Genomic DNA, 11,683 nt, shown 5'->3' on the forward strand with positions numbered 1-11,683 from the left:
CTTCAATCCAGTGCGGGAATGATGGCTGGCGTGCCGGCAGGCGCTGGCGCCCTGGACGCGAACAGCCGGTGATTGATCAGCACGACCGCCAGCATGCCGAGGAAACCGGCCAGGCCGATGGCCATGAAGTTTTGTTCGAGAGGCAGTTGCAGGCCGACGATCACGCCGATAATGATGGGCGCGACAATGCCTCCGGCGCGCCCCACGCCGGAGGCAAAGCCGACGCCGGTCGAACGGATCGCGGCCGGATAGAACGCCGCCGCATAGGCATACGCCACCAGCTGCGTGCCGAGGGTGCTGGCGCCGACGATGAACACCATCACGAACAGCACCTCGCTCGACTGCACGAAACCCATCAGCGTCAGCGAGACGGCCCCCAGCGCATAGAAAGCGATCAGCACATGCTTGATATTGAAGCGGTCGCCCAGCCAGGCGCCGCCAATGGCGCCCAGGATGGCGCCCGCATTGAACACCAGCACGAACGTCAGCGCCGAACCGAGGCTGTAGCCGGCAATCGCCAGCAGCTTGGTCAGCCAGGAGCTGAGCGCGTACACCATGAACAGCCCAAAGAAAAACGCGATCCAGATCATCACGGTACTGAAACCGCGCCCGCCCTGGAACAGTTCCAGCACCGGCGCATTGCTCTGGCGGTCGGCCAGCGAGACGACAAACTGCGCATCCTGCGGCACCTGCTGGCCGGGCTGGACCCGCAAGGCAATCCGGCGCAGTTCGTCGTTGCGGCCCTGCTTGATCAGCAGCGGCACCGATTCGGGCATGGTCTTGAGAATGAACGGGATCAGCAGCAGCGGCAGGATGGCGACAAAAAACACCGACTGCCAGCCGTAGCCGGCGATCAGCTGCTTGCCGACGATGGCCACCAGCACGCCGCCGACCGCGTAGCCGGCAAACACCAGCGCCACCAGGCGAGAACGCATCGCCGCCGGCGAAAACTCGCCCATCTGGGCGGCAGCGATCGGCAGCACACCGCCGATGCCAAGGCCGGCGACAAAGCGCGTCACGCTGAAGGTCAGCGAATCGTGGGTCAGGCCCGCCGTCGCCGTGAAGACGCTGAAGATCGCAATGCACAGCACCAGCATCTTCGGGCGCCCCAGCTTGTCGGCCAGCGCGCCGAAAAACATCGCACCGAGCATCATGCCGAACAGCGCGGAACTGGCCATGAAGCCGGCCGTGGTGGCGGTGACGCCCATCTCTTCCATGATCAGGGGCAGCGCCGCACCGACCACGGCCAGGTCATAGCCGTCGATGACGAGGATCAGGAAACACCAGAAGAGGATCATGGCGTGGAAGCGGTTGAATCTGGATTCGTCGATCAAGTGTTGAATATTAATGCTGGGCATGGCGGTGGTCTCCGGTGGTGGGGGCGAGCGCTCTGGTGGCGTGACGCCGGGATGTTCCATTAAGTAGATAATAGAATTCATCTTCACTTAAGAGTATGACGAAGCCTTATGGGTGTCAATCACTTGTTGTGCGGCGGTGCAGCAGGGTGGCAACGGTGGCTGAATGGAAAGCGAGGGTGGGCAGGAGGTACAATCGCCGGGTCAGCCGTGGCCTGCCAATAAGCTGGCGTCATTCACCCCAAAAGCAAATTCCGGGGTCAGACCCTCAGGGTCTGCCCCCAGCTGTCCGCCGTTGGGGTGTCTTGCAACGCCAGTCGCTGGCATGCAGGTCCATTCCCGGAGAAGATGTGGAAAAACAAGCAGAAAAGATTGATGCACCCACCGGCCCCAAACCTCGGCTGCGCCACCGCGGCCCGGACAAATATCCGCTGATCCTCAATACGGCACGCCGGCTGGTGGCCGCCTCGGGCTTTCGCGACGTGCAGATGTCGGCCATCGCCGACGCCGCCGGCATTGCGATTGGCACCCTGTACCGCTATTTTCCCGCCAAGACCGACCTGATGGTCGAGGTGGTGGGCCTGGTGGCGCAGCGCGAAGTCGATGTAGTGGCGGCGATTGCCGGCGCCGACGCCACGCTGCACGCCACGGCGGCCGAGCGCCTGGGCGCCGCCGCCTGGACTTTCGCCAGCCGCGCCCTGCGGGGGCGGCGCATGGCCCATGCGCTGGTGGCCGAACCGGTGGAGCCGGAAGTGGAAGCGGCGCGCCTGGTCTATCACCGCGCGCTGGGCCGCGTGTTCCACGCGATTATCGAGCAGGGCATCGCCAGCGGCGAGTTTCCCGCGCAGGACGCGGACGCCTCGGCCGACTGCATCGTCGGCTGCCTGTTCGAGGGGCTGGTGCGGCCGCTGTCAACCGAAGACAAAGGCCAGGACGCTGCCGCACTGAGTGCGCACGGCAGCGCCATCATCAGCTTCTGCCTGCGCGGCGTGGCCGGACGCATCATCGACTTCCAGCCGGCGCCAGCCCATGCATAGTTCGCGCCATGCCGCACTGATCCCCCTGCTGGCCATCCTGGGCGCCGTCACCGCGCTCGGCCTGGGTACCTCCTGGGCCAAGCACAGCCTGTTTCCGGTGGTGGGCGCACAGGGCACGACGGCCGTGCGCGTCGGCTTTTCCGCCTTGCTGCTGCTGTTGTTCTGGCGCCCCTGGCGCTGGGCCCTGAGCCGCGCCGACGCGCGCACGGTGGCGCTATACGGCGCGGCACTCGGCGCGATGAATTTATGCTTCTACATGTCGCTGCGCAGCATCCCGTTCGGCCTCGCGGTGGCAATCGAATTTTCCGGGCCGCTGGCCGTCGCCCTGTTTTCCTCGCGCCGTCCGCTCGACTTCCTCTGGGTGCTGCTGGCCGCCGCCGGCCTGGGGCTGCTGCTGCCGCTCGGTCATGACGTCTCCACGCTGGACCCGGCCGGCGTGCTGTATGCGCTGGCCGCCGCCGTGTTCTGGGCCACTTACATCGTCTTCGGCAAGCGCGCCAGCCACCTGCATGCAGGCCATTCGGTCTCGCTGGGCCTGTTCGTGGCCGCGCTGGTGGTGGTGCCGGTCGGCGTGGCGCATGCCGGCGCCGCTCTGCTGTCGCCGGCAATACTCGCCACGGGCCTGGGCGTGGCGCTGATCTCGAGCGCGATCCCGATCTCGCTTGAAATGGTGGCCTTGAAACGCCTGTCGCCGCAGGCCTTCGGCATCATGGCCAGCATGGAGCCGGCGGCGGCGGCCCTGCTGGCATTGGCCCTGCTGGGAGAGTACCTGAGCGCCATGCAATGGCTGGCGATCGCCCTGATCGTGGCGGCGTCGGTCGGCAGTTCGGTCACAGCGCAGCGCGGCAAGCGCGTGCCGGCGGTGCCGCTGCCTGGCTAGGCTTCAGCTGCGGCTTTGCGGCAGCAGGATGGCGCTGGCAATGATGTCGAAGAGTCGATCCACGCGCGAGGCGAACGGCGGCTGGTCGTTGAGCCACGCCAGTGCGCTGACCAGCGCAAGCAGATCGGTACCGTCGATGTCCGTGCGCGCCTCGCCGTCCGCCTGCGCGCGCGCCAGCAATTGCGCCCCCGAGGCGCGCAACGACACGCACGACGCATGCAAGGCCGAATCGGGCTCGGCGATGGCGGCCGTCATCGACGCAATCACGCCGCGATGGCTGTGCGTCAGCGCGACCATCTCGCGCAGCCAGGATACCAGCGCATCACCTTTTGAGGCCGACGCCTCGAACTGTGCCGCTTTGGCCGTCAATTCATCAAAACTCTCGCGCAGCAAGGCTTCAAGCAGCGCCTCGCGCGTGGGGAAATGACGATACAAGGTGCCGATGCCCACCCCTGCCCGGCGCGCGACTTCCCGCATCGAGGCCTCGGCGCCCTGCTCGGCGACCACCTCGCGTCCCGTTTCCAGCAAATGATCGTAGTTTTTTTGTGCGTCAGCTCGCATGCATGGCCTTGACAATCGGAGCGATGCTCCGTATATTTGACATAAAGCGGAGCAATGCTCCATTTATTTGGAGCATTGCTCCGTTCATGATTATCCATCCTGCTCAAGGGGAACGCAATGACAACAAAACAAATGAAAGCCGTACGCCAGCACCAGTTCGGCGGCCCCGAGGTGCTGCGCCTTGAAGATGCACCGATGCCTGAACCGAAGCCCGGCGAAGTGCTGGTGCGGGTGCATGCGGTGGGCATCAATCCACCCGACTGGTATCTGCGCGACGGCTACCGGATGCTGCCGCCCGAATGGCAGCCGCAGGTGGCGTTTCCCGTGATCCTGGGCACAGACGTGTCGGGCGTGATCGAGGCCTTGGCGGATGATGTTAGCGGCTTTGCCGTGGGCGACGAAGTGTATGCGATGGTGCGCTTTCCCGGCGGCCTGGCAGGCGACAGCCGGGCCTATGCCGAGTATGTCAGCGTGCCAGCCTCGGAGCTGGCACGCAAGCCGGCCGGCATCGATCATGTGCATGCCGCCGCGGCCCCGATGTCGCTGCTGACCGCCTGGCAGTTCCTGGTGGCGCTGGGGCACGATGCACCGAATCCGCTGCAGCCGCATCAGCATCAACCCGTGCCGCTCAAGGGCAAGACCGTGCTGGTGAACGGCGCGGCCGGCGGCGTCGGTCACTTCCTGGTGCAGATCGCCAAATGGCAGGGTGCGCGCGTGATCGCGGTCGCATCCGGCAAGCATGAAGCGCTGCTGCGTGACATGGGCGTGGACCAGTTCATCGACTACACCAAGGTTGTTCCCGAGGAGCTGGTGCAGGGCGCCGATCTGGTCGTCGATGCGGTCGGTGGCCCCGCGTCCAGCCGCTTCCTGCGCACGCTGAAACGCGGCGGCGCGCTGTTCCCGATTTTCCCGCTCGGTTTCGACGGGTTTGACGAGGCGGCGCAGCTGGGCGTCACGGTCTCGTCGACCCAGGTGCGCTCCAGTGGCGCGCAGCTGGCGCAACTGGCGCCCCTGCTCGACGATGGAACCATCCGTGTGGTGATCGACAGCACCTATCCGCTGGCCGATGCGCGCCAGGCGCACGAGCGCGCGGCGCGCGGCAATATCCAGGGCAAGCTGGTGCTGACGGTGCGGTAAACAACCCGGCCGCACTTGCGTGTGCTGCCGCACCGATCAAGGTGCCTCCATGCGCTTACGATAGGTACGTTGCCGAATCGTCCGGATGCGTCCGGGCGACATGCTTCTCCCCGCGGCGCTCATGCGTCCTCACGCATTCCCACGAAAGTACCCCATGTCACTCAATAACGCCGTCGTCTGGCTTGACCATGCCAAAGCCCATGTCATCCATTTCGACAAGGACGCTGCCGAATCCGAGTCGCTGAAAACGCACTCGACGCACCCGCATCCTCACATCAAGCACGGCGACAGCCATGCCAATGAGGACGATAACACGCGCTTCTACAACGATATCGCGGAGGCCTTGAAAGACAGCCAGCAAATCCTGGTGGTCGGACCGGCTGGCGAAAAGACCGCCTTTGCCAAACACCTGAGCGCCAACGTTCCAGCTGTCGCCGACAAGGTCAAGGCCGTGGAAACGGTCGATCATCCGTCCGACGCCCAGCTGCTGGCCTTTGCGCGCCAGCATTTCATCAGCGCCGGCGGCTTGCAGTAACAGCCGGCGTGCCATGAAAAAACCCCGCCAGCTGGACTCCAGCTGGCGGGGTTTTTTTTAATATGCAGCAGCTTATTCCCAGTTCAGCGCGCCGCCGGTCTGGTATTCCGTCACGCGCGTTTCGAAGAAGTTGCGTTCCTTCTTCATGTCGATCATTTCGCTCATCCACGGGAACGGGTTTTCCTCTTGCGCGAACAGCGGCTCGAGGCCGATCTGCTGGGCGCGGCGGTTGGCGATGAAGCGCAGGTAGCCCTTGAACATCGGCGCATTCAGGCCCAGCACGCCGCGTGGCATGGTGTCTTCGGCGTACGCGTATTCCAGGTCGACCGCTTTCAGGAACAGTACCTTGATCTCCTCGCGGAATTCGGCCGTCCACAGCTGCGGGTTTTCCATCTTGATAGTGTTGATCAGGTCGATGCCGAAGTTGCAGTGCATCGATTCGTCGCGCAGGATGTACTGGTACTGCTCGGCCGCGCCCATCATCTTGTTCTGGCGGCCCAGCGCCAGGATCTGCGTGAAGCCGACGTAGAAGAACAGGCCTTCCATCAGGCAGGCAAACACGATCAGGGATTTGAGCAGCTTCTGGTCGTTTTCGGTGGTGCCGGTGGTGAAGCTCGGGTCGGTCAGCATGTCGATGAACGGGATCAGGAATTCATCCTTGTCGCGGATCGACTTGACTTCGTTGTAGGCGTTGAAGATCTCGGCTTCGTCCAGGCCCAGCGATTCGACGATGTACTGGTAGGCGTGCGTGTGGATCGCTTCCTCGAACGCCTGGCGCAGCAGGTACTGGCGGCATTCCGGCGCGGTGATGTGGCGGTAGGTGCCCAGCACGATGTTGTTGGCGGCCAGCGAGTCGGCGGTGACGAAAAAGCCCAGGTTGCGTTTCACCAGGCGGCGTTCGTCTTCGGTCAGGCCGTTCGGGTTTTTCCACAGCTCGATATCGCGCTGCATGTTCACTTCCTGCGGCATCCAGTGATTCGCGCAGCCGGCCAGGTATTTGTCCCACGCCCATTTGTACTTGAACGGCACCAGCTGGTTGACGTCGGTCTTGCCGTTGATGATGCGCTTGTCGTCGGCATTGACGCGGCGCGCCACCTGCTCGGCGTTCGCTTCGGATGGCTCGGCGCCGCCAGCCAGGTTCAGATCGGTATTGCCCAGTGGCGCTTGCTGCGCCGGACGCGGCACGGCTGCCGGCGTGGTTTCATCATCCCAGGATAAGGACATAATTATTTCTCTCTTGAAATGCAGATATTCAAACATTGAATCAGCCCGGCACTGCCGGGCTGACCTCTTTAATTTTTTAAAAACCGTAGCGAGCAAGCCCGATATCGGGTCGCGTAGCGGAACCGTACGAGAGGTACGGTGAGCAACACAGAACCCGAGAGCGGGCTGCGCAGTAGGTTTTTATTGGCAGGCTTCGCACTCTTCAAAACCGTCATCACCAGGGCGCAGGTAGCAAGCTTCGCCATCGGCGTCGTCCGCTGCTGCGGCCACCACTGGCGCCACGGCGACGGCTGCCGCCGCGACACTCGCTGCCTGGGCGCTGTTCTGTGCACTTTGGGCGCTGGCCGACATGCCGCCATCGACTGCCACGGCGTTCAGCGCGCCGGTCTTCGAGGTCGATTTCTCCATGTGGGTGGCGGCGATGGTGCGCAGGTAGTAGGTGGTTTTCAGGCCACGCAGCCATGCCAGCTTGTAGGTTTCGTCCAGCTTCTTGCCCGAGGCGCCAGCCATGTAGATGTTCAGCGACTGGGCCTGGTCGATCCACTTCTGGCGGCGCGACGCGGCTTCCACCAGCCAGCTTGGCGACACTTCGAAGGCGGTGGCGTAGATGTCGCGCAGGTCTTGCGGGATGCGGTCGATCTTCACCAGCGAGCCATCGAAGTATTTCAGGTCCGAGATCATGACTTCGTCCCACAGGTCGCGCGCCTTCAGGTCGCGCACCAGGTAGCCGTTGATCTCGGTGAATTCGCCCGACAGGTTCGATTTCACGTACAGGTTCTGGAACGTCGGCTCGATACAGGCCGACACGCCGATGATGTTCGAAATGGTGGCCGTCGGAGCGATCGCCACGCAGTTCGAATTGCGCATGCCGAACTTGGCGATGCGTTCGCGCACCGGGGTCCAGTCCATCGCCGACGAGCTGTCCACTTCCAGGTAGCCGCCGCGCTCTTCAGCCAGCAGTTTCACCGAGTCCTGTGGCAGGATGCCGCGGTCCCACAGCGAGCCACTGTACGACTCGTAGCGGCCGCGTTCTTCGGCCAGTTCGGTCGAGGCCAGGTAGGCGTAGTAGCACACCGCTTCCATCGAGGTATCGGCAAACGATACGGCAGCGTCCGAGGCGAACGGGATGCGCATCATCTGCAGGCAATCCTGGAAGCCCATGATGCCCATGCCGACCGGACGGTGGCGCATGTTCGAATTGCGCGCCTTGTCGACGGCGTAGTAATTGATGTCGATCACGTTATCGAGCATGCGCATGGCGGTGCGCACGGTCTTGGCCAGCTTGACGTGATCGAGCTTGCCTTCTTTCATGTGCGCCGGCATGTTGACGGAACCGAGGTTGCAGACGGCGATTTCATCGGCGCTGGTGTTCAGCGTGATTTCCGTGCACAGGTTCGAGCTGTGGACCACACCCACATGCGACTGCGGGCTGCGGATGTTGCATGGGTCCTTGAAGGTGATCCATGGGTGGCCGGTTTCAAACAGCATCGACAGCATCTTGCGCCACAGGTCCAGCGCCTGGATCTTTTTGAACGAACGGATTTCGCCGGCGGCGGCTTTCGCCTCGTAGCCCAGGTAAGCCGTTTCAAAGGCCTTGCCGACCTTGTCGTGCAGGTCCGGCGTTTCCGATGGCGAGAACAGGGTCCACTCGCCTTTTTCCATCACGCGCTTCATGAACATGTCGGGTATCCAGTTCGCCGTGTTCATGTCATGGGTGCGGCGGCGGTCGTCGCCGGTGTTCTTGCGCAGGTCGAGGAATTCCTCGATGTCCATGTGCCAGGTTTCCAGGTAGGCGCAGACGGCGCCCTTGCGCTTGCCGCCCTGGTTCACGGCCACAGCCGTGTCGTTGACCACTTTCAGGAACGGCACCACGCCTTGCGACTTGCCGTTGGTGCCCTTGATATGGGCGCCCAGGGCGCGCACCGGCGTCCAGTCGTTGCCCAGGCCGCCGGCATATTTGGCCAGCAGCGCGTTGTCCTTGATGGCGTCGTAGATGCCTTCGAGGTCATCGGAAACGGTGCTCAGGTAGCACGACGACAGCTGCGAGCGCAAGGTACCCGAATTGAACAGGGTCGGCGTCGAGCTCATGAAATCAAACGAGGACAGCAGGCTGTAGAACTCGATGGCGCGCGCTTCGCGATCCGACTCGTTCAGGGCCAGGCCCATTGCCACGCGCATGTAGAACGCCTGCGGCATTTCGATGCGCACGTCCTGGATATGCAGGAAGTAGCGGTCATACAGGGTTTGCAGGCCGATATAGCCAAATTGCAGGTCGCGGTCGGCAACGATGGCTTTCGCCAGGCGCTCCAGGTCGAAGGTAGCCAGCACAGGGTTCAGCAGTTCTGCCTTGATACCTTTGGCGATATAGGCCGGGAAATAGGTCAGGTATTCGCTGGCGGCGGCCGCTTGCGGCACTTCCTTGCCGAACACTTCCTTGCGCACCGTGTGCAGCAGGATGCGGGCGGTGACCTGGCTGTAGGCCGGGTCTTTTTCCATCAGCGCGCGCGCTGCCAGGATGGCCGACTTGTGCAGTTCTTCGACCGGCACGCCGTCGTACAGGTTTTTCACGGTTTCAGCCAGGATGGCGTCGGCGTCGACGTGCTTTTCCAGGCCGGCGCAGGCAGCGTTGATCAGGTCGCGCACCTGCTGCATGTCGAGCGGGCGGCGCACGCCGTTGTCCAGCACGTTCAGTTGCGGTGCGGCCACTTGCGCGGAACCGCCTTGCGCTTCCTTCTGCAGGCGGCGCTCTTCCATGTGCTTGGCGCGGTACAGCACGTAGGCACGCGCCACGTCGTGTTCGCCCGAACGCATCAGCGACAGTTCCACCTGGTCCTGCACGTCTTCGATATGGAAGGTGCCGCCGCCCGGCTGGCGGCGCACCAGCGCGGCCACGACGGAGCTGGTCAGTTGTTCCACCAGTTCACGCACGCGGGCGGAAGCGGCGCCCTGGCCACCGTTCACGGCCAGAAACGCCTTGGTCATGGCGATTGCGATTTTCGACGGCTCGAATGCCACCACCGCGCCGTTGCGGCGGATGATGCGATAGTCGCCCATGGCCGCGCCGGTGCTTGCCACGCTGTGCGCCGCGCTTGGCGCTGGCGGTACTGGCGTTGGATGGATGGAAATATCTTGAGGTGATTGCATTGAAGCTCCCGTTGTCAGCTAAAGTCAGCCTGCAGTTTTGCTGCCGCGTGTGTTGTTGAATAGAACGCCCAATGGTCCGGGCTTCTTCCGGTATTTATTATTAAAAACTACATTTTTAAGGCATCAGATGATACTAATGAAAACAGCCTGCCCTCACGGCCCAAGCTGGCGCGAAACATGTCTCGATGGGTGATAAACCGCCAGTGTCAACATTGCCAGGTGAGCACGCAGATGGTGTTGGCGCTGGCTAGACACTAATTCTGGAAACCGCTGTGATGGCACTACATTTAGTAACTACATCTAATTTATGCACTAATTGTAGTACCCATCGATGGCAGGCGCAATACTTTTTCCCGCCGATGTACCGCTTAATTTTTGCATTTACATGCACGAATTCGATTGACTTTTCAGGCTATGGATAACCAGCGCGGCGCCCGCATAGTAAGCACTAACGCAGGCTGGCGCGGACCGCTGCGCGCCCGGTTCCCCGATATTAATCCAGGTCAATATCAGCCTGGTTGGCCTTGCTATGCCAGCAATTATTTACGTCAATGCAACTACCGGCACATCGGTCAGCCGCCGTCGGGCAAACAAGGCCGGCATTATAATCTACCGCGCCGCTTCGGTCCCGCCGCCGCTTTTTTCGGCTCAGCCCGGTAGTTCGCGCAATTGTAATTTCTGCATGCGATAGCGCAGCTGGCGCACGCTGATGCCCAGGTGCAGCGCCGCCCGCGCGCGGTGGTAGCGCGTTTGCGCCAGCGCCTGCAAGATCATCTCGCGCTCGGTTTGCAGCAGGAACAGCTGCAGCGGCACGATGGGCGCGCTGCCATGTCCCATGCCTGGCAGCGGCAACTGCCGGCCGGGCAAGCCGGCATTCAAGGCCGTTACCGGCGCCTGGGCAGGCACCAGCGCTGGCAAGCCTAGCCCATCGACCGTGAGCAGGCCGCCATCGGCAAAAGCCAGCGCCCGCTCCAGCAGGTTTTCCAGTTCGCGCACATTGCCGGGAAAAGCATGGCGCGCCAGCGCCGCCAGCACCGCCGGTGCCAGCCGCACATTTTGCCGTGGCGCCAGGCGCGCCAGAATGGCCTCGCACAAGGCCGGCAGGTCGCCCAGCCGCTCGCGCAAGGGCGGCACGGCCAGTTCGATCACGTTCAAGCGGTAATACAAGTCCTGGCGAAAAGTGCCGCAAGTCACGCCGCGCGCCAGGCCCTGCTGGCTGGCGCACAGAATTCGCACATCAACGGCCTCGTCGGTGCTGCCGCCCAGTTTGCGCACGCGGCGTTCCTGCAGCGCGCGCAGCAGCTTGACCTGCATCGCCAGTGGCACATCATCGACTTCGTCAAGCAGCAGGCTGCCGCCATGAGCCGCCTGGAACAGGCCCTGGCGTTCGTGCAGCGCGCCCGTGTATGCGCCCGGGCGGCAGCCGAACAGTTCCGCTTCCATCAGGGCTTCGGGAATGGCGCCGCAATTGACGGCCACGAAGGGGCCATCGGCGCGTGCGCCCTGGGCATGAATGGCGCGCGCCACCAGTTCCTTGCCGCTACCCGATTCGCCCTGGATCGCCACCGGTGCGCCGGACGCGGCGATGCGCGTGATCTGTGCGCGCAACGCCTGCATGGCGGCCGAGCTGCCGCTCAACTGCGGCGCAGCAACTGGCGCGATGGGCGCAACATGGCCGCCGGCGGCACCGGTACGCGAGCTGGGCATGATTATCCTTCAGCAAGGACTGCGATCGGGCACCTCAGGTAATGCGTGCCACAATCATGCTACGCCTGGCCGGCAGCCGATGGCGTTACGATACGGATGAGCA

9 protein-coding genes are annotated in these 11,683 nt (G+C 63.2%); 4 read left to right on the forward strand and 5 right to left on the reverse strand.

Going from position 1 to position 11,683, the window contains the following annotated elements; genetic code table 11:
- Nucleotides 1-2: 2 nt before the first annotated feature.
- On the reverse strand, nt 3-1,358 hold the full coding sequence (locus AC0Z42_RS09280) for an MFS transporter (protein ID WP_485467938.1): 1,356 nt from the start codon (nt 1,356-1,358) through the stop codon (nt 3-5).
- A gap of 347 nt (nt 1,359-1,705) precedes the next feature.
- Here AC0Z42_RS09280 and AC0Z42_RS09285 point away from each other — a divergent pair, with 347 nt between their 5' ends.
- Both AC0Z42_RS09285 and AC0Z42_RS09290 read left to right on the forward strand, forming a co-directional pair.
- Entirely contained in the window at nt 1,706-2,392 is a 687-nt protein-coding gene (locus AC0Z42_RS09285; protein ID WP_485467939.1) for a TetR/AcrR family transcriptional regulator, read from the forward strand.
- Nucleotides 2,385-3,272, forward strand: coding sequence for an EamA family transporter (locus tag AC0Z42_RS09290; protein WP_485467940.1), 888 nt, complete (start codon nt 2,385-2,387; stop codon nt 3,270-3,272). Before AC0Z42_RS09285 ends, AC0Z42_RS09290 begins: the two co-directional genes overlap by 8 nt.
- Before the next feature lie 3 nt (nt 3,273-3,275).
- Here the strand turns inward: AC0Z42_RS09290 and AC0Z42_RS09295 are convergent, their stop codons facing one another.
- Nucleotides 3,276-3,833 carry a TetR/AcrR family transcriptional regulator gene (locus tag AC0Z42_RS09295; RefSeq protein WP_485467941.1) on the reverse strand — a complete coding sequence of 186 codons (558 nt, stop codon included), beginning with the start codon at nt 3,831-3,833 and terminating at the stop codon, nt 3,276-3,278.
- Nucleotides 3,834-3,950: 117 nt separating this feature from the next.
- On the opposite strand from AC0Z42_RS09295, the gene AC0Z42_RS09300 reads away from it, so the two are divergent.
- Both AC0Z42_RS09300 and AC0Z42_RS09305 read left to right on the forward strand, forming a co-directional pair.
- Nucleotides 3,951-4,970: an NADP-dependent oxidoreductase gene (locus AC0Z42_RS09300; protein WP_485467942.1), complete on the forward strand. Its 1,020-nt coding sequence runs from the start codon at nt 3,951-3,953 to the stop codon at nt 4,968-4,970.
- Between the two features lie 154 nt (nt 4,971-5,124).
- Nucleotides 5,125-5,505: a translational machinery protein gene (locus AC0Z42_RS09305; protein WP_485467943.1), complete on the forward strand. Its 381-nt coding sequence runs from the start codon at nt 5,125-5,127 to the stop codon at nt 5,503-5,505.
- Between the two features lie 72 nt (nt 5,506-5,577).
- On the opposite strand, the gene AC0Z42_RS09310 is transcribed toward AC0Z42_RS09305, so the two are convergent.
- The 3 genes from AC0Z42_RS09310 to AC0Z42_RS09320 form a co-directional block, all read right to left on the reverse strand.
- Nucleotides 5,578-6,729: a ribonucleotide-diphosphate reductase subunit beta gene (locus tag AC0Z42_RS09310; RefSeq protein WP_485467944.1), complete on the reverse strand. Its 1,152-nt coding sequence runs from the start codon at nt 6,727-6,729 to the stop codon at nt 5,578-5,580.
- A 180-nt stretch (nt 6,730-6,909) separates the two neighbouring features.
- Nucleotides 6,910-9,873 carry a ribonucleoside-diphosphate reductase subunit alpha gene (locus AC0Z42_RS09315; RefSeq protein WP_485467945.1) on the reverse strand — a complete coding sequence of 988 codons (2,964 nt, stop codon included), beginning with the start codon at nt 9,871-9,873 and terminating at the stop codon, nt 6,910-6,912.
- 648 nt (nt 9,874-10,521) lie between these two features.
- Complete coding sequence (locus AC0Z42_RS09320) at nt 10,522-11,580, reverse strand: sigma-54 interaction domain-containing protein (protein WP_485467946.1); 1,059 nt, start codon at nt 11,578-11,580, stop codon at nt 10,522-10,524.
- Nucleotides 11,581-11,683 lie beyond the last annotated feature (103 nt).

The sequence above is a fragment of the Janthinobacterium sp. 1L-D-8-B-C4 genome, from assembly GCF_057291295.1.

Bases quoted from the DNA above. Each gene is read 5' to 3' on its own strand.
- AC0Z42_RS09280 (WP_485467938.1), bottom strand. From the start codon at position 1,358: ATGCCCAGCATTAATATTCAACACTTGATCGACGAATCCAGATTCAAC.
- AC0Z42_RS09290 (WP_485467940.1), top strand. From the start codon at position 2,385: ATGCATAGTTCGCGCCATGCCGCACTGATCCCCCTGCTGGCCATCCTG.
- AC0Z42_RS09295 (WP_485467941.1), bottom strand. From the start codon at position 3,833: ATGCGAGCTGACGCACAAAAAAACTACGATCATTTGCTGGAAACGGGA.
- AC0Z42_RS09300 (WP_485467942.1), top strand. From the start codon at position 3,951: ATGACAACAAAACAAATGAAAGCCGTACGCCAGCACCAGTTCGGCGGC.
- AC0Z42_RS09305 (WP_485467943.1), top strand. From the start codon at position 5,125: ATGTCACTCAATAACGCCGTCGTCTGGCTTGACCATGCCAAAGCCCAT.
- AC0Z42_RS09310 (WP_485467944.1), bottom strand. From the start codon at position 6,729: ATGTCCTTATCCTGGGATGATGAAACCACGCCGGCAGCCGTGCCGCGT.
- AC0Z42_RS09315 (WP_485467945.1), bottom strand. From the start codon at position 9,873: ATGCAATCACCTCAAGATATTTCCATCCATCCAACGCCAGTACCGCCA.
- AC0Z42_RS09320 (WP_485467946.1), bottom strand. From the start codon at position 11,580: ATGCCCAGCTCGCGTACCGGTGCCGCCGGCGGCCATGTTGCGCCCATC.